Genomic DNA, 19,900 nt, shown 5'->3' with positions numbered 1-19,900 from the left:
TAGCCTGGCGCAACGCATTCATATTATTGGGACGGGGGACGGTCGTTACGTATGGCCAGGGAATTTCAACGCGGTCACAAGGCCAGGATCAGTGATCTCACAGCAGGAATCGATCTGTACGTGGGCGTCCGGATCACGGCTCCGGGGCTGACCTTCGACATCAGCTGTTTCGGTCTGGACGCCGATGAACAGCTTTCCGACGACCGCTACTTCATCTTCTTCAACCAGCCCAAGTCGCCGGAGGAGTCGATTCAGCTTCTTGGCGCGCAGGCCGGTGACACCGAGTCCTTCCGTGTCACGCTCGACCGCCTTCCCGCGCACATCCACAAGCTCTCCTTCACCGCCACCCTCGACGGCGCCGGTCAGATGTCGCAGATCGGCCCCGGTTACCTCCGTATCGTGGCCGGCGGACAGGAAGTCGCCCGCTACCCCTTCGACGGCTCGGAGTTCACCACCGAGCGCGCGGTGATGCTGGGCGATTTCTATCTGAAGGACGTCTGGCGTTTCGCCGCCATCGGACAGGGCTTCGACGGCGGCCTGGAGGCCCTGCTGAAGAACTTCGGCGGCGAGGTCGCCGACGAGGAACCGCCCGAGCAGCCCGCGCAGGGCGGAGTGCCGGCCTTCGCGCCTCCCTCCGACGCGCCCCCGGCATTCGGAGTCCCGGCGGCCCCGGCCGCTCCGCCGGCCCCCCAGCCACCGCCCGCGCCCGCTTTCGGCACGCCGGCCGCACCGGCCCCCATACCGGTACCGGCACCGGCACCGGCCCCCGCGCCGGCGCACAGCGCGCCCACCGTCATGGCCCCGATGCCCCCGCTCACCGGCACCGTGCCGCCGCCCCCGGCACCGGCACCGCCCCCGGCGCCGTTCCCGGCGCAGGCCGCGCCGCCGAGCGCGCCCGCGCCGTACGGGCAGCACACCCCGCCTCCGTACGCACAGCCCCCGGGGCTCCCGCAGGGTGTCCCCCAAGGGGTGCCGACGGCGGCGGGCCCCGGTCTCGAAGCCGCGCTTCAGCCGTACCGCGAGACGCCCGCGGGCCGTCGCTGGGCCGCGCAGAACGAGCAGCTCATGCGCGTCGAGCTGGATGGGGGCAGCTCGGCCGTCCTCGCCCGCCAGGGCAGCATGGTGATGTATCAGGGCAAGGTCGACTTCAGCCACAAGAGCGCGGGGTTCGCCGGCCGCGTGATCGGCGACGCCACCGGCCAGGAGATGCAGCTGATGCGCTGCTCCGGCCGGGGGCAGGTCTTCCTCGCCGAGAACGCCGCCCATCTGCACCCCATCGAGCTCCAGGGCGACGGCATCTGCGTCTCCGCCGAGAACGTCCTCGCCTTCGACGAGGAACTCCACTACGAGATCCGCCGTATCGAGGGCCACGGCATTCCCGGCGGCGCGCTGTTCACCATGCAGTTCACCGGCACCGGAACCGTCGTCGTCAAGACCCGGGGCACTCCCGTCGTGCTGCCCGTAACCCCGACCACCTTCGCCGACGCCAACGCGGTCGTCGCCTGGTCCGCCGCTTCGCAGGTGATCCTCTCCAGCCAGGTCAGGCTGCGTCGCAACGCCTATCCCGGGCACAGCGGCGAGGCGGTCAACCTCCAGTTCCGGGGCGCCCCCGGCAATTTCATCGTCGTTCAGCCCTACGAGGTCTGAGGGAGCCCGTTACATGAACCAGCAACTCGCGGGCCACGCCCCGACGCCCGTCACGGCCCGGATGGAGAACCACGGCCGCACCATGCTCAAGGTCGCCATGGCCACCGGCCAGGACCTGTTCGCACGCACCGGCTCGATCGTGGCGTACGAGGGCTTCATCCAGTACGAGCCGAATCCGCCCGCCGCCCGGCAGGCCGCCGCCCAGTGGATGACCGGCGAGGGCTCGCCCGTCATGAAGTGCTCCGGCGACGGACTGCTCTATCTCGCCGACTACGGCGCGGATGTGGTCGTCGTCAATCTCGACAACGACTCCATCTCGGTCAACGGCTCCAATCTGCTCGCCTTCGACGCCCATCTCCAGTGGCGCGTCGAGAGGGTCAAGGGCCTGGCCAAGCTCGCCGGCCAGGGCCTGTGGAACGTGGAGATCTCGGGCACCGGCTGGGTCGCGCTGACCTCGCGCGGCACCCCGATCGTCGTGGACTGCGGCAGGGGCGAGGACGAGACCTATGTCGACCCGGACGCCCTGGTCGCCTGGTCCCCGAAGCTCAAGGTCAAGGGCAAGCGCAGTTTCAAGGCGTCCTCCCTGATCGGGCGGGGCAGCGGCGAGGCCTTCCAGATGGCCTTCTCGGGCCAGGGAATCGTCGTCGTACAGCCGAGCGAGGACAGTTCCGACCGGCTGCGGATCCGGGGCTGAGGGAGCGAGAACACACCATGCAGAGTCCACTCTTCAACCACGCCGAGCGGCAGTCCCAGGACCGCTACACGGTGCAGAACCCGCAGCTGCTCAGGGTCTCCCTCACCGGCCACGACGATGTGCTCGCCCGCAAGGGCGCGATGGTCTCCTACCAGGGGCTGATCGACTTCGACGGCGAGTACGAGTCCGCCCACCACCGGGGAGCCCGGCGCAGCACCGGCGAGGGCCTGGATCTGATGCGCTGCTCGGGCCAGGGCACCGTCTACTTCGCCAACCTCGCGCAGTACATCCATGTCGTGGACGTGGACCACGAGGGCATCACGGTCGACAGCGACTACGTCCTGGCCCTGGACTCCACCCTGCACACCGAGGTCATCGCGGTGGACAGCCAGTACGGAATCTCCGGATCCGGCAAGTACCAGCTCAATGTCACCGGCCGGGGCAGGATCGCGCTGATGACCTCGGGACGGCCGCTCATGATGACGGTCACCCCGGAGAAGTACGTCAATGTCGACTCCGACGCGATCGTCGCCTGGTCCACCGCGCTGAGGGTGCAGATGCAGGCCCAGACGCACTCCTCCCACGTCATGCGCCGGCGGGGCAGCACCGGGGAGGGCTGGGAGCTGAACTTCCTCGGCCAGGGCTTCGCGCTGGTCCAGCCCAGCGAGGTCATGCCGCCCCAGGAGGCACGGATCGGCGAGGGGCTGCGCGGCCGGTACGGCAACGACGGGCAGAACCAGGGCAACGCCTGGAGCTGAGAACCGAGAGCATGCGTAAGGGGCGGTCTCCAGGGAGACCGCCCCTTACCGCGCCCATGCTCAGACCGGTCGACCGGCCCTCACAGCAGCGCGCGAGTACGCTCCAGCAGCTGTACGACTGAGACATCGGCCACATTCGCCACCTCGTCGTAGCCGAACCAGCGCAGGTCCAGCGACTCGTCGCTGATCTCCGCCACCGAGCCGGCCGGGGCGAGCGCCGCGTACTGCACATCCAGGTGCCAGTGGCACGGGGCCGGGATCGGATGCCGGTCCAGCCGCACCGGGGTTCCTCCCCGCAGCAGCGTCAGACCCGCCACGCCGGACTCCTCGGCGGCCTCGCGCAGCGCGGCGCGCGCCACCGTGGTGTCGCCGGGCTCGCAGTGGCCGCCCATCTGGAGCCACATCCCGAGCTTCTTGTGCAGGGTCAGCAGAACCTGCTCGCGCGCCGGATCGATCACCAGCGCGCTGGCCGTGAGATGCCCGGCCGTGCAGGCCTTCCACATCCCGTCGGGGTACGCGGAGAGGTGGTCCAGATAGAGCCCGCGCAGCTCCTCCTGGTCCCCGTCCGCGTACTCCTTCAGCGTCCGTACGGCGTCTTCGTGCAGACTCACCGGCCGGAACCGTCCTTGCCGCCCTGGCCGTCCTCGTCGTCCTCCGAACCGGAGCCCGGGTCGGAGTCCCGGTCCTTGGAGGCGGCCTCCCCGAGCATCTTGTCCAGCTCCGAGAAGTCGAGGTGCTCACGGTGGACAAAGCCGTCGGGGTCGTCCAGGTCGGTCGCCGTCGGCAGCATGTCCGGGTGCTCCCAGAGGGCGTCCCGGCCGTCCACCCCGCGGGCGTCCGTGAGCGAGGCCCACAGCCGCGAGGCGTCCCGCAGCCTGCGCGGACGCAGCTGGAGCCCGATCAGCGTCGCGAACGTCTGCTCGGCGGGACCGCCGGAGGCCCGCCGCCTGCGCAGCGTCTCCCGCAGCGCCCCGGCGGAGGTGAGGCGTGTCGAGGCGGCCTCGTGGACCACCGCGTCGACCCAGCCCTCGACCAGCGCGAGAGCCGTCTCCAGCCGCGCCAGGGCCGCCTTCTGCTCAGGGGTGTCCTCGGGCTGGAACATGCCCTGCTGAAGGGCTTCCTGAAGCTGCTCGGGGTGCGAGGGGTCGAACTGGCCGACCACGTCCTCCAGCTTGGTCGTGTCGACCTTGATGCCCCGGGCGTACCCCTCGACCGCGCCGAAGAGATGGGACCGCAGCCACGGCACATGGGCGAAGAGCCGCTGGTGGGCGGCCTCGCGCAGCGCCAGATAGAGGCGGACCTCCTCCTTCGCCACCCCGAGGTCCTTGCCGAGCGCCTCGATGTTCAGCGGAAGGAGGGCGGCCTTGCCGGCCGGGCCGAGCGGCAGACCGATGTCGGTCGAGCCGACCACCTCGCCCGCCAGCACGCCCACGGCCTGGCCGATCTGCTGGCCGAACATCGCGCCGCCCATGGAGCGCATCATGCCGATCAGCGGGCCCGCCATGGCCTGCATCTCCTCGGGCAGCACGCCGCCCATGGCCATGCCGACCCGCTCGGCGACCGGGTCGGCGAGCTGCTGCCACGCGGGCAGGGTCTGCTCGACCCACTCGGCGCGGCTCCAGGCCACGGCCGTGCTCGCGCCGGACGGCAGCGAGGTCACTCCGTCCAGCCAGAGATCGGCCAGCCGCAGGGCCTCCTCGACCGCCGTGCGCTCGGCGGGGCCCACGCTCTCGTCCTTGGTGCCGTCCGCCGTGCCCTGGGAGACCGTCTGGCGGGCGATCTGCTTGGCCATGTCCCAGTTCACCGGGCCGCCCTCGTAGCTCAGCATCTGGCCGAGCTGCTGGAAGGCGGCGCCCAGGTCATTGGGGTTCAGCGACCCGAACATGGCGGCGAAGGGATTGTCCCCGCCGTCTCCGCCGAAGCCGCCGAATCCGAAGGGGTTCCCCGGGGTGGGGCCACCGCCGGCGGGATCTTTCTTCTTGCCTTCGTCGCCGTTCTCCGGCTCCTCCGGCGGAAGGCCGAATCCGAATGGGGTGTCACTCACGGGTTTCCTCGGCTCGTAGGGCCGCCGGCTCCGGGCCGGCGGCGAATGCCCGACAACACTCCCAGCGTAGACACCCGAGCCCGCGGGCGGGCTCGGTGCTCCGTCGGCTCGTGGCCTGGGGCAGGATGGACGCCACCTGGTACGTACGCGTCATTCGCTAACGTACTGAAGACAACCGCTGGAGACGCCTGGTGAGTTCCCCAGATCCGCAGGTTCGCGGAGCGCGAAACCGCTCAACCCCGGCCATCGGCGACGGGCCCCCGAGCAGGGGGCCCGTTGTCGCGGTCACCGGAGCCGCCACCGGCATCGGCGAACTGCTCGCCCGACAGCTGGCCGCGTCCGACGAGGTCAAGCAGGTCATCGCGATCGACGAGCGCCGGGGCGAGGTCTCCGAGGCGCAGTGGCACATTCTCGACGTTCGCGACCCCGCGATCGCCGAGAAGCTGCGCGGCGTGGACGTGGTCGTGCACCTCGCGCTCGATCTCGACCTGGAGGCCGACGCCGCCGCCCGTACCGCGTACAACGTACGCGGTACGCAGACCGTGCTGACGGCCGCCGCGGCGGCCGGTGTGCACAGGGTGGTCCTGTGCACCTCGGCCATGGTCTACGGAGCGCTGCCGGACAATGATGTGCCGCTCTCCGAGGACGCCGAGCTGCGCGCCACCGCCGAGGCCACCGGCGTGGGCGATCTCCTGGAGATCGAGCGTCTGGGCCGGCGGGCCCCGCGCGCCCACCCCGGGCTGAATGTGACCGTGGTGCGGCCCACCGTCCTGGTGGGCGGCACCGACACGGCGCTGACCCGCTACTTCGAGTCACCCCGGCTGCTGGTGGTCGCGGGGTCGCGCCCGACCTGGCAGTTCTGCCATGTCGACGACCTGGTGAGCGCCCTGGAGTACGCGGCCCTGGAGAAGGTCGACGGAGAGTTCGCCGTCGGCTGCGAGGGTTGGCTCGAACAGGACCAGGTCGAGGAGCTCAGCGGCATCCGGCGGATGGAACTGCCCTCGGCCGTGGCGCTCGGCGCGGCCGCCCGGCTCCACCGCATCGGTCTGACCCCGTCCCCGGCCGGGGACCTCGCGTACACCATGCACCCCTGGGTGGTGAGCGTGAGCCGCCTCCACGACGCGGGCTGGCGTCCGCGCTGGACGAACGAGGAGGTCCTCGCCGCCCTGCTCGAAGAGGTGGAGGGCCGCCACACCCTCGCGGGCCGCCGTCTCGGCCGCAAGGACGCCACTGCGGCGGGCGCGGCCGGAGCCACCGTCGCGCTGCTCGGCACGGCCGCACTGGTACGCCGCGCCCGCAAGGCGAGGCGGCGGCTGTAGCGGCCCGGCCGGGCCCGCCGACGGGCCCGGCCCGGCCCGGGGCACCCGCCCGACCAGGGCGGTTTCCCGCTGTCAGTGGCGTACGGCACGATGGGGCACATGGGCAACAGGTACGACCATCCTGGTGAACAGTCGGGGCGGGACCCGGTCCGGCTGATCGCGATCCGTGACACCCCGCTCTCGCTCGACGAGGTCTTCGCCGCGGTCGGCGAGGACTCGGCCGGCGGCACCGCGCTCTTCGTCGGCACCGTCCGCGATCACGACGGCGGCGCGGACGTGGCGGCCCTCGGGTACTCCTGTCATCCGACGGCCGAGGCGGAGATACGCCGGACAGCCGAAGCGGTCGCCGAGAAGTTCCCGGTCCGGGCGCTGGCGGCGGTCCACCGAGTGGGGGATCTGAAGGTCGGGGATCTCGCGGTCGTGGTGGCGGTGGCGTGCGCCCATCGGGGTGACGCCTTCGAGGCCTGCCGCACCCTCATCGACGACCTCAAACGCGAGGCCCCCATCTGGAAACACCAGACCTTCTCGGACGGCACAGAGGAGTGGGTGGGCGCGTAGCGCCCTCATGCGGGGGTGGTGGCCGGGCGACGGGCGGGAGGGTGGGCGCGTAGCGCCCTCACGCGGGGGTGGTGGTGCCCTCTGCTGATCGGGGGACGGGAGGCGGCTGAAACCCTCAGAGTGCTCAAGCGCCCCGATTTGCGTAACCGCCCCCCTGCCACGAGCGTTGAACTGGCGGATGGCTAATCTGCTGATCATTCAGTCGAGTTCACCCATGGGGTAGGGAGGTCGCGATGGCAGCACTTGCCTGGTTGTTGATTCCGCTTTTCGCTGTTGTCGGTGCAGCGATATGGGGAGGCTGGGCCTCTCGGAACCGGACCACCGGAGACGTGGCCGAGCTGGCGGGCTACGCGCGTTTCCGTGACGCGATGGAGAAAGCGGGCTCCGCCGACAGGCCCGCCGAGTAGCGGTGCCGGCCGACTGGCCAGGCCTTTCGCGCCGCCCGCCGTACGCCGCCCCGCAGCGGCCCACGTACGGCCCGGCCCCGACAGTGCATTGACAGCAAGGTCCCGTACTGTCGTTCCATGCCACGCCGCACCGCGACGATGCTCGCCTCCACCTTGATCTTCATCGCGCTGCTCTGTGCCGGGGTGCTCATCCCCGTGCCGTACTCGGAGATGTCTCCCGGACCGACGGTCAACACGCTCGGCAACGCCGGCGGTGAACCGGTTCTGCGGATCTCCGGACGCAAGACCTACCCGACGACCGGTCATCTCAATATGACGACGGTCCGGGTCACGGGCGCGGACTACCGGCTGAACCTGGTGGAGACGATCTACGGTTGGCTGGCTCATGACAATGTCGTGGTGCCGCACGAGACGCTCTACCCGGACGGGAAGACCGAGGAGCAGTCGACGCAGGAGAACGCCGAGGAGTTCACCCAGTCGCAGGAGAGCGCGAAAGTCGCCGCGCTCAAGCAGCTGAAGATCCCGGTGCGGACGCAGACGGTGGTTTCCACGGTCGTCAAGGACACCCCCGCCGAGGACAGGCTCCACGCGGGCGATGTGATCCTGGCCGTGGACGGCGAGCGGGTCAAGGCACCGGCCGATGTCGCCAAGCTGGTCACCCGGCACAAGCCGGGCCAGGACGTCGTCTTCACCATCGTCCCGGCCAAGGAGGCCGCCGCCGCGGAGAAGGCCGGCAAGGAACCGCGGACGAGCGAGAAGGTGACGATCACCACCGCGAAGTCGGAGACCGGCGACCGGGCGATCGTCGGCATCCAGGCCGGGACCGACCACGCGTTCCCGTTCACCATCGATATCAATCTCGCCGATGTGGGCGGCCCGAGCGCCGGTCTGATGTTCGCGCTGGGCCTGGTCGACAAGCTGACCCCGGGCGATCTGACCGGCGGGGAGTTCGTGGCGGGCACCGGGACGATCGACGACGCGGGCGAGGTCGGCCCGATCGGCGGCATCCAGATGAAGCTGGTCGGAGCCCGCGAGGCCGGGGCGAAGTACTTTCTGACGCCGAGCGACAACTGCGCCACGGCGGTCTCGGACATTCCCGACGGACTGACCCTGGTGAAGGTGGAGAACATCGCCGACGCGACGGAATCGCTGAAGAAGATCAAATCCGGGGACACGGCGAAGCTGCCGAGCTGCTCCGCCCGCTGACCCCGTACCGCCCCGTACCGCCCCGCCCCGTACCGCCCCGGCCCGTGCGGGCCGGGGCGGTACGGGTACGGGCGGGCTATCCCTCGAACGTCGCCGAGAGCGCGTCCGCCAGCCCGGGCACCAGGTCGGAGCCGGTCAGAACCTCCTTCGGGGAGTCCTTCTCGCGCAGCCGCAGCGCGGACTCACGAGCGCCGTCGCGGAGCACCGCCACCGTCATCCGGACCTCCTGACGGTCCGGGTGAGCGGCCACCCACTTCCTCAGCGAGGCATCGTCGAGCCCCTTGGGAACGGCGGCCTCCGCCGTCGAGGGCAGCATGTGGCGCTCCACCGTCAGCGCGCAGCCGACGATCGCGTCCGGCCAGGCGATCCGGCCGAGGAACTCGTCGAGCGCGGTGCCCGGCGGGATCTCGTCCTGCTCGATCGGGGTCAGCGGCGAGGCCGCCTCGTCCCCGTCGAGACCGAGCTGGGCCGCGAGGCCCGGCTCCTGGGTGCGCAGCTTCGCGGTGTCGACCAGGGCGAAGAGCCTGGCGGGCTGGTCCCAGCCGAGCCCCGAGGCGTACTCGTCGATCTCCAGTACGGCACGGGTGAGCGGGCTGGCGGCGATGGGACCCGGCGCGGAAGGCGTCTGGCCGGGGCCCCCGGAAGAGGGGGTGGAAGGGGAAACATTGGACATGCCCAATATCCTGCCTCCTTCCGGCCCCGATATGGGAACTAGGTAAAGCCTCGGTAAGTTGCATCAGTGGGGCTCTAGGATCGCGGGGCCCGTACGACAGACCGCGAATATCTACACAACCGCGAACTTCGAGGTGCGCACGTTGGCTTTCCAGATGCCGGACCGCGGCGGAGGCCCCCCGACCGGGCCACGGATCAGAGTGGGCCGGCCGTCTCGGCGTGTCCGCACCCTGCTGATGACTTTGGGCGTGCTGGCGGTCCTGGCCATGGCGTTCGTCATGTTCGCCGGGTTCTGGACCGACTGGCTCTGGTACCGCTCCGTCGATTACTCATCGGTGTTCACCACCACCCTGTGGACCAAGATCGGCCTGTTCGCCGTCTTCGGTCTGCTGATGGCGACGGCCGTCGGGGTGAACATCTGGCTCGCGCACCGGCTGCGCCCGCCGCTCAGCGCCATGTCGCTGGAGCAGCAGAGCCTGGACCGCTACCGGATGGGTATCGCCCCGTTCAAGAAGTGGGTGCTCCTCGCGATCACCGCCCTCGTCGGGCTGATCGCCGGAGCCTCCGCCACCGGACAGTGGCGCACCTGGCTGATGTGGGTCAACGGGGTGGCCTTCGGCCAGAAGGACCCCCAGTTCGGCATGGACGTGTCGTTCTACGCGTTCGACCTGCCCTGGTACCGGTTCCTGCTCGGCTTCGGCTTCGCCACGGCGGTGCTCTCGCTGATCGCCGCCGCGCTCACCCACTATCTGTACGGCGGGCTGCGCATCACCAGCCCCGGCGCGCGCGCCACGGCCGCGGCCACCGGACATCTGTCGGTCCTTCTCGGCCTCTTCGTCTCGCTGAAGGCGGTGGCGTACTGGCTGGACCGGTACGGCCTCGCGGTGAAGTCCAGCGACTTCAAGGCCACCGGCAACTGGACGGGTCTTCGGTACGTCGACGCCAACGCCTATCTCCCGGCGAAGACGATCCTCTTCTGCATCGCCGTCATCTGCGCCGTGCTCTTCTTCGCGACGCTCTGGCGGCGCACCTGGCAGCTGCCGGTGATCGGCTTCGGTCTGATGGTGCTGTCGGCGATCCTCATCGGCGGCCTGTACCCGGCCATCGTGCAGAAGTTCCAGGTCCAGCCGAATGAGCAGGCCAAGGAGAGCCCGTACATCCAGAAGAACATCGATGCCACCCGCAAGGCGTACGGCATCGACGGGGCCAAACCCGAGGACTACGAGGGCAAGGGCGACCCCAACCGGAAGGCTCAGCAGCGGGACGAGGCCACCTCGGCCGCCAGCTACCGGGTGGTCGACTCGAATGTCGTCTCCCCGGCCTTCCAGCAGCTCCAGCAGGAGCGCAAGTACTACCAGTTCCCCGAGACGCTGGACGTCGACCGGTACACCGGCCCCGACGGGAAGCCGCAGGACACCGTCATCGGCCTGCGTGAGCTGGACATCACCGGTATCCCGAAGCGGAACTGGATCAACGATCACTTCACCTACACCCACGGCTACGGCGCGATCGCGGCCAAGGGCACCAGTGCGATCACCGATCCGACCGAGGGCACGGTGGGCTCGCCGGACTTCACCGAGTCCGGAATGCCCACCACCGGTCAGCTGAGCGACGACAACAAGAACAAGAAGTACGAGCAGCGGATCTACTACGGCGAGAAGACCCAGCAGTACTCGATCGTCGGTGGTCCGCAGAAGGAGCTCGACTACGAGGCCAGCACCGGCCCCACGAAGTACACCAGCTACCAGGGCAAGAGCGGCGTCAGCATCTCCAACACGCTGAACCGCGCCGCGTACGCGGTGGCCTTCGGCGAGCCGCAGATCCTGTACTCGGGAGCCGTCGGCGAGGGCTCGCGGATTCTCTACAACCGCACGCCCAAGGAGCGCCTGGAGGCGGTGGCCCCCTGGCTCACCATCGACGGCGACGCCTACCCCGCGGTGGTCGACGGCCGTATCCAGTGGATCGTGGACGCCTACACCACGACCAACGGCTACCCCTACGCCTCGCGGACCACGCTGGGAGACACCACCGCCGACTCGCTGACCACCAACCAGCGCGCGGTCGTCGCCCAGCAGAACCAGGTCAACTACATCCGCAACTCGGTGAAGGCCACCGTCGACGCCTACGACGGCTCGGTGAAGCTCTACCAGTGGGACACCCAGGACCCCGTCCTGAAGACCTGGATGAAGGCGTTCCCCGGCACGGTCAAGGCCAAGAGCGAGATCTCCGACGAGCTCCGCTCCCACCTCCGCTACCCGCAGGACATGTTCAAGGTCCAGCGCGAGCTGCTCACCCGGTACCACGTGACCGAGCCCGAGCAGTTCTACAGCGGCAGTGACGCCTGGCAGGTGCCGGACGACCCGACGAACAAGAAGGACACCAGCGCGGTTCCGCCGTACTACCTGAGCCTGAAGATGCCCGGCGAGAGTGAGCAGAAGTTCTCGCTGACGACCACCTTCACTCCGGCCGGCCGGCCGAATCTGGGTGCCTTCATGGCGGTCGACGCCGACGCCAACAGCAAGGACTACGGAACGATAAGGCTGCTGAGAGTCACCAAGACCGTGCAGGGCCCGTCCCAGGTGCAGTCCGAGCTGAACGGTGTGCCGGAGGTCGCCACCTTCGTGCGCGACCTGAGGGGCACCGACTCGGACATCGAGTACGGAAACCTGCTGACGATCCCCCTGGACGGCGGGTTCCTCTACGTCGAGCCGGTCTACGCCCGGGGTGGCAGCGCCAACTATCCGCTGCTCAAGAAGGTCGCCGTCGCCTACGGCGGTGGCAAGCCGGTCTTCAAGGACAGCCTGACGGAGGCGCTCGACGCGGTCTTCGAGCAGAAGGGCAGCACCGAGCCGCCGGGCGACGGCACCACCACGCCGCCGGCCACCGGGGGCGACTCGCTGGAGAAGGCGATCGCCGACGTTCTGAAGGCCCACACGGACGCCGACGCGGCGCTCTCGAAGGACCCGAAGGACTGGGGCGCGTACGGCAGGGCCCAGGAGGATCTCGACGCGGCCCTGGAGCGGCTGTCGGCGGCCGAGGGCAAGAAGAGCCCGGCGCCGTCAAAGTCGCCCTAGCGGACGCATAGCCCTTTCGGGGGCTGCCGCGGGGGCCGTCGAGGCCCCCGCGGCAACGCCTGTGAGCAGGCAACATCTCGCGCCGTGATAGTGTGTGAACACAACGACGCGGGGTGGAGCAGCTCGGTAGCTCGCTGGGCTCATAACCCAGAGGTCGCAGGTTCAAATCCTGTCCCCGCTACTGAAATCGAAGAGGGCCCGGATCCTTTGAGGATCCGGGCCCTCTTCATGCGTATGTGCTCATGAAGACCGTCGGGAACCGGACACGGTGCGCGGCGAGTTGACACGGTGAGCGTTTTGACTTGTCTCCCTGTGGGCATGTCGACAAAACGCTGAAGTGACCTTCCCGGTTGCGGTATACCGGGTGTGAGCGGGTTGCGGGTGGTGCGACGATGGAATATATGGGGGACAGGGCAACTCTGTTGGAGACAGGGCGGTTTGTGCAGCGGGACGCCGGAGGAGCAGCGGACGGGATCGATCCCGCTTCGGACGGCACCACCGGCACTACTGTGCGCGAGGGCTCCGACACGGACTCGACCGACGTCGAAACGGCCGACGGGGCCATCGCCGACACCCTGGAGAGCGCCGGCGCCGAGGAGCGGCACCGCCGCGCGGCCGACGCCGGAGACACCGCCTCGATGAGCATGCTCGGCGCACTCCTGCTGCGCCGGGGCGACCTCGACGGCGCCGAGTCCTATCTGCGCGGCGCGACCGCCGAGGGCGACCGCGCCGCCGCCAACAACCTGGGCGTACTGCTCCACCAGCGCGGCTACCCCGACGAGGCGGCGGGCTGGTGGCGGATCGCCGCCGTCGCGGGCTCCGCCGCCGCGGCCCACGCCCTGGGACGGCACTTCCGCGAGCGCGGCGACGAGCCGGCCGCCGAGTACTGGCTGCGCCAGTCCGCCGAGCAGGGCCACGCGCTGGGGGCGTACGCCCTCGCCGACCTGCTGGAGCACCGGGGCGACGCCGGGGCCGAGCGCTGGCTGCGCGCGGCGGCCGAGCAGGGGCACCGCGAGGCCGCGTACCGCCTCGCCCGCACGCTGGAGCTGCGCGCGGCCGACGAGACCCGCCCGGCCGCGCGGCCGGGCATGCTCGCGAGCGCCGTCGGCCCGGTGCTGCGGCCCCAGGCCCCCGGCGCGCCGCCGCCCGGGACGGGCGCACGCCCCCAGACCCCCGGGGCGGGCCTCTCCGGGCCCGCACCGGGCCCGGTGGACACCGCGACCCGGCTCCGGCTCTCCACCCTCGACGAGGCCGCCCAGTGGTATCAGCAGGCCGCCGCCCGGGGGCACCGCCGTGCCGCCCTGCACCTCGGCTCGATCCTGGAGAAGCGCGGCGAGCTCAAGGAGGCCGGCCGCTGGTACCTCACCGCGGCCAAGGACGGCGAGACCCGCGCCGCCTGCGCGCTCGGCTTCCTGCTGCGCGACGCGGGCGACGAGGAGAGCGCCGCGATCTGGTGGCTGCGCGCCGCCCAGGAGGGCGACGGCAACGCCGCCAACGCCCTGGGCGCGCTGCACGCGGCCCGGGGCCAGCAGCAGACCGCCGAGCGCTGGTACCGCGCCGCCATGACCGCGGGCGATGTGAACGGCGCGTACAACCTCGGGCTGCTCTGCGCCTCCCAGGACCGCACCCAGCAGGCCGAGCAGTGGTACCGCCAGGCCGCCTACACCGGCCACCGGGAGGCCTCCAACGCGCTGGCGGTCCTCCTCCTCCAGGCCGGCGACGCCATCGGGGCCGAGCCGTGGTTCTCCAAGGCGGCCGAGGCCGGAAGCGTGGACGCCGCGTTCAACCTGGGCATCCTCCACGCCGGCCGGGACGACGACCGTACGGCCCTGGTCTGGTACGAGCGGGCCGCGGCGGCCGGGCACACGGAGGCCGCGCTCCAGGTGGGCATCGCCCGGCTGCGGGACGGCGACGACCTCAGCGCCGAGCGCCATCTGCGCTGCGCGGCGGGGGGCGGCAGCACGGAGGCCGCGTTCCGGCTCGCCTCGCTGCTGGACGCGCGCCAGCCGCCGCCGGGCTCGCCGGTGCTCGGCGAGCCGATGGCGGAGAAGACGGAGTGCGAGGAGTGGTACGCGCGCGCCGCCGAGCAGGGGCACCGCCGGGCCCAGGTCCGGGTGGGGATGCTCGCCGCGTCCCGGGGCGACATGACGGACGCGGCCCGCTGGTACCGGGAGGCCGCCGAGGCGGGCAGCCGCAACGGCGCGTTCAACCTCGGGCTGCTGCTCGCGCGCGAGGGCAATGAGCGCGAGGCCGCGCTGTGGTGGAGCCGGGCCGCCCGGGCGGGGCACGGCAGGGCCGCGCTCCGGCTGGCGCTGCTCGCCGCGCGGCGGGGCGAGCTGACCGAGGGGCAGCGCTGGTGCGCCCGCGCGGTCGAGCTGGGCCCGGCCGAGGTGGCCGAGCGGGCGGCCCGGCTGCGGGAGGCCCTGCACCAGGAGCTGACCGCGTGAGCGGGGCTCCCGGGCCCGGCCCCGGAGCCCGCCCCGGGCCTCTGGATCATGAATTTGCACCGGTCGGTCGGTTCCCGTAGAGTTGGGTTCAACGACGCGGGGTGGAGCAGCTCGGTAGCTCGCTGGGCTCATAACCCAGAGGTCGCAGGTTCAAATCCTGTCCCCGCTACTGAAGACGAAGGCCCGGATCCATCAGGATCCGGGCCTTCGTCATGTTTCAGGCCTGGGGTTTCAGGACCGCGAGGCCGCCAAGGGCGTGAGGCCCCGGGCGGGGCCGGCGCGGAAGAGGGGCCTACGCGCCGGCGCAGGACGGACAGAGGCCCCGGTACGTCACTTCGACGTCGGAGATCGTGAAGCCGAACCGCTCCGAGTCCGGCAGATTCGCCAGCGGGTTCCCCGAGGGGCGGACGTCGCGGATCGCGCCGCACTGCCCGCAGACCAGGTGCTGATGGGGGCGGTGGGCGTTCGGGTCGTAGCGCTTGGCGCGGCGGTCGGTCGCGACCTCCAGCACCTCGCCCAGCGAGACCATCTCGCCGAGCGTGTTGTAGACGGTCGCACGGGAGATCTCCGGCAGTCGCTCCACCGCGCGCGAATGCACCTCGTCGGCCGTCAGGTGAACATGCTCGCCGTCGAGGACCTCGGCCACGACACGCCTCTGGGCGGTCATCCGCCAGCCGCGTCCGCGAAGTCGTTCCAACAGGTCACTCATAAGGACCAGCCTAACAGCGGGGGGACCGTGATCCCGAACGGGTGTGACTTTGGATGTTCACTTGACTTAGACAAAGTCCATCGTAGGATCGGATCGGCACAAGGGCCAGGACTAAGGATCACGCAGGAGGCGTACGTGACGCAGGGACCGCTCACCACGGAGGCCGGAGCTCCGGTCGCCGACAATCAGAACAGCGAGACCGCGGGCGTCGGCGGCCCGGTCCTGGTGCAGGACCAGCTGCTGATGGAGAAGCTCGCGCACTTCAACCGCGAGCGCATCCCGGAGCGGGTGGTCCACGCACGGGGCGCGGGCGCCTACGGCACCTTCACCGTCACCGCCGATGTCACGGCGTACACCCGTGCCTCGTTCCTCTCCGAGGTCGGCAAGCAGACCGAGACGTTTCTGCGCTTCTCCACCGTGGCCGGCAACCTGGGCTCCGCCGACGCGGTGCGCGACCCCCGGGGCTTCGCGCTGAAGTTCTACACCGAGGACGGCAACTACGACCTCGTCGGCAACAACACCCCGGTGTTCTTCATCAAGGACGCCATCAAGTTCCCGGACTTCATCCACACCCAGAAGCGCGACCCGTACACGGGCTCCCAGGAGGCCGACAACGTATGGGACTTCTGGGGCCTGTCGCCCGAGTCCACGCACCAGGTGACCTGGCTCTTCGGTGACCGGGGCATCCCGGCCACGCTGCGCCACATGAACGGCTACGGCTCGCACACCTTCCAGTGGAACAACGCCGCGGGCGAGGTCTTCTGGGTGAAGTACCACTTCAAGACCGACCAGGGCATCAAGAACCTCACCCAGGCGGAGGCCGACAAGCTGGCCGGCACGGACCCCGACAGCCACCAGCGCGATCTGCGGGAGTCCATCGAGCGCGGGGAGTACCCGAGCTGGACGGTGCAGGTCCAGATCATGCCGGCGGCCGATGCGGCGACCTACCGCTTCAACCCGTTCGACCTCACCAAGGTGTGGCCGCACGAGGACTACCCGCCGGTCGAGATCGGGAAGCTGGAGCTGAACCGCAACCCGGAGAACGTCTTCGCCGAGGTCGAGCAGTCCATCTTCTCGCCCGCGCACTTCGTCCCGGGCATCGGCCCTTCGCCGGACAAGATGCTCCAGGGCCGTCTCTTCGCGTACGGCGACGCCCACCGCTACCGTGTCGGCATCAACGCCGACCATCTGCCGGTGAACCGTCCGCACGCCACCGAGGCGCGGACCAACAGCCGGGACGGCTTCCTCTACGACGGCCGCCACAAGGGCGCGAAGAACTACGAGCCGAACAGCTTCGGCGGCCCCTTCCAGACCGACCGTCCGCTGTGGTCCGGGGAGGCCGTCACGGGCGCCACCGGCAACCACGCGGCCCCGAGCCACGCCGAGGACACCGACTTCGTGCAGGCGGGCAACCTCTACCGGCTGATGTCGGAGGACGAGCGGGCCCGGCTGATCGAGAACCTGTCCGGTTTCATCGCCAAGGTCTCGCGCGACGACATCGCCGAGCGCGCGATCAACAACTTCCGCCAGGCGGACGGAGACTTCGGCAAGCGGCTCGACGCCGCGGTCCAGGCCCTGCGGGGCTGACGGACGACGACTGCCGATGATGCTGAGGGCCGGATCCTTGTCCAGGGGAGTCCGGCCCTCTCGGCGTGTCCGCGTGTCCGCGTGTCCGCCGTACGGCGGCGGGCCGGGGCCCGGCCCGCACGGCGGGCGGTCAGCCGACCAGCGTTCTCCGCTCGCGGCGCACCGGGGCCCAGCAGCGGATGATGTCGCGCACGGAGACGATGCCGACGGGCCCCTGGCCGTCCATGACGATCAGATGCCGGAAGCCGCCGTGGGCCATCGCCTCCGCGGCCTCCTCCAGGGTCCAGGCCGGGGCGGCGAAGACGACGTCGGTGGTGGTGTGGGCCCCCGCGGTCTCCCGGTCGGGGTCCTGCCCCGTGCCGACGGACGTGAGGATGTCGCGCTCGGTCAGAATGCCCATGCCCTCGGCGTCGCAGTCGAGGACGACGGCCGCGCCGACCCGGCGGGCGGACATCAGCCGGGCTGCCTGGCGGAGGGTGTGGGCGGGTCCGATGGTGAGGACCACCGTGCTCATGGCGTCACGGACGAGCATGGATGGAGCCACCTCCTTGGGAGTCCTTGGGAGTCCTTGGGGTTCCTTGAAGGGGGAACGGCTCTTTCGAGAACCGATTCACAAGTTCACAAGTGGGGGGACTCTCAGAGTCGCAGCCCTGGCGGGGCAGGGCAAGGGGGTGGCGTGACGGGTTCCGGTTCGCCGCCCCGGAACCCGTGCCCGGCGCGTTCGCGGGCCAGGGCCGCGGGGGTCAGGGGCGCGGGGCGAGGTGGCCCAGCATCTCCTCGTGGAGCAGACCGTTCGACGCGGCGGCGTTCCCGCTGTGCGGACCCGGGGTCCCGTCGAGGCCGGTGAAGGAGCCGCCCGCCTCCTGGACCACGATGGCGTTCGCGGCCATGTCCCACAGCGACAGCTCCGGCTCGGCGCAGATGTCGATCGAACCCTCGGCCACCATCATGTATGGCCAGAAGTCGCCATATCCGCGTGTGCGCCAGCAGGCGCGGGTAAGGTCCAGGAAGCCGCCCAGTCGCCCCTGCTCCTCCCACCCCGTCAGTGAGGAGTACGCGAAGGAGGCGTCCTGGATCCTGCTCACCGAGGAGACCCGAAGCCTGGTCGCGGAGGCCGGCGAGCGCCCCGTGTACGCGCCCCCGCCCTCCGAGGCCCACCAGCGCCGGCCCAGCGCCGGGGCCGAGACCACGCCCACCACGGGCCGATAGCCGTCCGCACCCTCCGCCATCAGCGAGATCAGCGTCGCCCAGACCGGCACGCCACGCACATAGTTCTTGGTCCCGTCGATCGGGTCGACGACCCACCGCCGGGGGCCCGTGCCCTTGAGGCCGTACTCCTCGCCCAGGATCGCGTCACGCGGGCGCTCCCGCTGGAGATGGCCGCGGATCAGCTCCTCCGCCGCCTTGTCGGCCTCGCTCACCGGAGTCATGTCCGGCTTGGTCTCGACCTTGAGGTCCAGAGCCTTGAAGCGGTCCATGGTGGCGGCGTCGGCGGCGTCCGCGAGGACATGGGCGAGACGCAGATCGTCGTCGTAGTCGGGCATGACCATCACTCTATCGAGGAGCGGGACATGGACCGGAAAACGCCAACCGGGCGAGTGCTCCGGCCTCCGGACGCCGCATCCCTTGACACCTGTGGACGCCGCGTCAACTCTGTGCGAAACGCCGTACGGCGGGTGGGCAGCGGGCCCGGGGAGCCGTGCGGAGTGGGAGGCGACGATGCCTACGGCCCGTGAGTCCCTGTTGAGCGCCGCACATGCGGCACTCGCCGAAACACCCTGGTCAGGCGTGCGGATGGTCGATGTCGCGGCTGCCGCCGGCCTGTCCCGACAGACGCTGTACAACGAGTTCGGCAGCAAGGACGGGCTGGCCAGAGCCCTGGTGCGCTGCGAGGCCGACGCCTATCTCCAGGGGGTGGACCGGCTGCTGGACCAGTGGAGCGGGACGGTCGATCCACTGGTCGCCGTCGCCGAGTGGACCGTCGGCGAGGCGGCGGCGAAACCGCTGCTGAAGGCGCTGCTCACCGGCTGCTGGGGCGAGCGGCTGCCGGCCCCCAAACCGGTGCTGAGCGGTACGCCGCCGGCCGGGGTCCCCGACCAGCGCCGGGCGGACGCCGGGCTGCCCGTGCCGGCGGAGGTGATCGCCCTGGTGCGGGACCGCTCCGTCGCCGCACTGGAACAGGGCCGGTGCGCGGGCGGCGATTCGGGTGACCCGGGCGAACCGGTTGAACCGGGTGGCCCGGCAGACCCCGGGGAGCGGTCGCCGGATCTCGCCCACCGCTGTGAGCTGGTGGTGCGGCTCGCCCTCTCCTGTGTGGTCGCCCCGGCGGGCCACGGGGTCGGACCGCTGGTCCGCACGGTCGTCGGCGATCTGCGGCTCAGTGGGCCGACCCCGACAGCTGAAGACCGATGACACCGAGGATCACCAGCGAAATCGACACGATCTTGAGAGTGGAGACCAGATCCCCGAGGAAGACCATCCCGTAGATCGCGGTGCCGGCCGCCCCGATCCCGGTCCACACCGCGTAGGCGGGCCCCACGTCCAGTTTCTTCAGCGCCAGGGTCAGCAGCCCGAAGCTGCCGAGGGCGAAGGCGGCGAAGGCGACCGTCGGCCAGAGCCGGGTGAATCCGTGCGACAGCTTCAGACAGACGGCGAATCCCGTCTCCAGGATCCCGGCGACCACCACCAGCAGCCACGCCATGGACAGCCTCCCCGTCAGTCGGTGACTGCTTCGTCGGACTTGGTGCGATTATGCACTCGCCGACCCCGGAAAGGCCG

General features: G+C 70.5%; 17 protein-coding genes and 2 tRNA genes. 12 read left to right on the top strand and 7 right to left on the bottom strand.

Translation table 11 applies throughout. The features are described from left to right. The first annotated feature begins 51 nt into the window (after positions 1 to 51). From ABD371_RS14435 to ABD371_RS14425, 3 genes are read left to right on the top strand one after another with little or no spacing between them, the layout of a single operon-like run. Complete coding sequence (locus ABD371_RS14435; protein WP_344476724.1) at positions 52 to 1,647, top strand: TerD family protein; 1,596 nt, start codon at positions 52 to 54, stop codon at positions 1,645 to 1,647. Between the two features lie 13 nt (positions 1,648 to 1,660). Further along, positions 1,661 to 2,341, top strand: coding sequence for an AIM24 family protein (locus tag ABD371_RS14430; protein ID WP_190124644.1), 681 nt, complete (start codon positions 1,661 to 1,663; stop codon positions 2,339 to 2,341). 17 nt (positions 2,342 to 2,358) lie between these two features. Next, complete coding sequence (locus ABD371_RS14425) at positions 2,359 to 3,099, top strand: AIM24 family protein (RefSeq protein WP_344476721.1); 741 nt, start codon at positions 2,359 to 2,361, stop codon at positions 3,097 to 3,099. 80 nt (positions 3,100 to 3,179) lie between these two features. Here ABD371_RS14425 and ABD371_RS14420 read toward each other — a convergent pair whose 3' ends face one another. Beyond that, the gene (locus ABD371_RS14420) at positions 3,180 to 3,710 is read right to left on the bottom strand and encodes an NUDIX hydrolase (protein WP_344476719.1); all 531 of its coding nucleotides are present in this window, start codon (positions 3,708 to 3,710) and stop codon (positions 3,180 to 3,182) included. After that, the gene (locus tag ABD371_RS14415) at positions 3,707 to 5,143 is read right to left on the bottom strand and encodes a zinc-dependent metalloprotease (protein WP_344476717.1); all 1,437 of its coding nucleotides are present in this window, start codon (positions 5,141 to 5,143) and stop codon (positions 3,707 to 3,709) included. Before ABD371_RS14415 ends, ABD371_RS14420 begins: the two co-directional genes overlap by 4 nt. Positions 5,144 to 5,334: 191 nt before the next feature. Between ABD371_RS14415 and ABD371_RS14410 the strand changes: the two genes are divergently transcribed. The 3 genes from ABD371_RS14410 (at position 5,335) to ABD371_RS14400 (ending at position 8,633) form a co-directional block, all read left to right on the top strand. Then, the gene (locus tag ABD371_RS14410) at positions 5,335 to 6,462 is read left to right on the top strand and encodes an SDR family oxidoreductase (protein ID WP_344476715.1); all 1,128 of its coding nucleotides are present in this window, start codon (positions 5,335 to 5,337) and stop codon (positions 6,460 to 6,462) included. A gap of 99 nt (positions 6,463 to 6,561) precedes the next feature. Then, positions 6,562 to 7,020, top strand: a complete 459-nt coding sequence (locus ABD371_RS14405; RefSeq protein WP_344476713.1) for a molybdenum cofactor biosynthesis protein MoaE — start codon at positions 6,562 to 6,564, stop codon at positions 7,018 to 7,020. A 524-nt stretch (positions 7,021 to 7,544) separates the two neighbouring features. Continuing rightward, on the top strand, positions 7,545 to 8,633 hold the full coding sequence (locus ABD371_RS14400; RefSeq protein WP_344476711.1) for a YlbL family protein: 1,089 nt from the start codon (positions 7,545 to 7,547) through the stop codon (positions 8,631 to 8,633). A gap of 76 nt (positions 8,634 to 8,709) precedes the next feature. Here ABD371_RS14400 and ABD371_RS14395 read toward each other — a convergent pair whose 3' ends face one another. Beyond that, entirely contained in the window at positions 8,710 to 9,306 is a 597-nt protein-coding gene (locus ABD371_RS14395; RefSeq protein WP_190124650.1) for a PPA1309 family protein, read from the bottom strand. A gap of 154 nt (positions 9,307 to 9,460) precedes the next feature. Between ABD371_RS14395 and ABD371_RS14390 the strand changes: the two genes are divergently transcribed. The 4 genes from ABD371_RS14390 to ABD371_RS14375 all read left to right on the top strand — a co-directional run bounded on the left by ABD371_RS14390 (position 9,461) and on the right by ABD371_RS14375 (position 14,995). Further along, entirely contained in the window at positions 9,461 to 12,379 is a 2,919-nt protein-coding gene (locus tag ABD371_RS14390) for a UPF0182 family membrane protein (RefSeq protein ID WP_344477226.1), read from the top strand. Between the two features lie 107 nt (positions 12,380 to 12,486). Beyond that, positions 12,487 to 12,560: transfer RNA gene (locus ABD371_RS14385), tRNA-Met, on the top strand. Between the two features lie 211 nt (positions 12,561 to 12,771). Further along, entirely contained in the window at positions 12,772 to 14,826 is a 2,055-nt protein-coding gene (locus ABD371_RS14380) for a tetratricopeptide repeat protein (RefSeq protein ID WP_344476709.1), read from the top strand. Positions 14,827 to 14,921: 95 nt separating this feature from the next. Then, a tRNA-Met gene (locus tag ABD371_RS14375) sits at positions 14,922 to 14,995 on the top strand. Between the two features lie 123 nt (positions 14,996 to 15,118). On the opposite strand, the gene ABD371_RS14370 is transcribed toward ABD371_RS14375, so the two are convergent. Then, the gene (locus ABD371_RS14370; protein WP_344476707.1) at positions 15,119 to 15,535 is read right to left on the bottom strand and encodes a Fur family transcriptional regulator; all 417 of its coding nucleotides are present in this window, start codon (positions 15,533 to 15,535) and stop codon (positions 15,119 to 15,121) included. A 117-nt stretch (positions 15,536 to 15,652) separates the two neighbouring features. Between ABD371_RS14370 and ABD371_RS14365 the strand changes: the two genes are divergently transcribed. After that, positions 15,653 to 17,122 carry a catalase gene (locus tag ABD371_RS14365; RefSeq protein ID WP_344477224.1) on the top strand — a complete coding sequence of 490 codons (1,470 nt, stop codon included), beginning with the start codon at positions 15,653 to 15,655 and terminating at the stop codon, positions 17,120 to 17,122. Positions 17,123 to 17,252: 130 nt separating this feature from the next. Here the strand turns inward: ABD371_RS14365 and ABD371_RS14360 are convergent, their stop codons facing one another. Next, the gene (locus ABD371_RS14360) at positions 17,253 to 17,654 is read right to left on the bottom strand and encodes a CBS domain-containing protein (protein ID WP_344476705.1); all 402 of its coding nucleotides are present in this window, start codon (positions 17,652 to 17,654) and stop codon (positions 17,253 to 17,255) included. A gap of 211 nt (positions 17,655 to 17,865) precedes the next feature. Beyond that, the gene (hisN, locus tag ABD371_RS14355; protein ID WP_344476703.1) at positions 17,866 to 18,666 is read right to left on the bottom strand and encodes a histidinol-phosphatase; all 801 of its coding nucleotides are present in this window, start codon (positions 18,664 to 18,666) and stop codon (positions 17,866 to 17,868) included. 175 nt (positions 18,667 to 18,841) lie between these two features. On the opposite strand from hisN, the gene ABD371_RS14350 reads away from it, so the two are divergent. Then, positions 18,842 to 19,534 carry a TetR/AcrR family transcriptional regulator gene (locus tag ABD371_RS14350; protein WP_344476701.1) on the top strand — a complete coding sequence of 231 codons (693 nt, stop codon included), beginning with the start codon at positions 18,842 to 18,844 and terminating at the stop codon, positions 19,532 to 19,534. Here ABD371_RS14350 and ABD371_RS14345 read toward each other — a convergent pair. Then, a complete protein-coding gene (locus ABD371_RS14345; RefSeq protein WP_190124656.1) occupies positions 19,500 to 19,823 on the bottom strand; it encodes a DMT family transporter in 324 nt (107 codons plus the stop codon). The genes ABD371_RS14350 and ABD371_RS14345 overlap by 35 nt on opposite strands. Positions 19,824 to 19,900: the final 77 nt, after the last annotated feature.

It is taken from the genome of Streptomyces amakusaensis (genome assembly GCF_039532665.1).
GTDB classification, from domain to species: Bacteria; Actinomycetota; Actinomycetes; order Streptomycetales; family Streptomycetaceae; genus Streptomyces; species Streptomyces amakusaensis.
The sequence above is the reverse complement of the archived record's forward strand: the minus strand, read 5'-3'. Positions and strand labels throughout refer to the sequence as shown.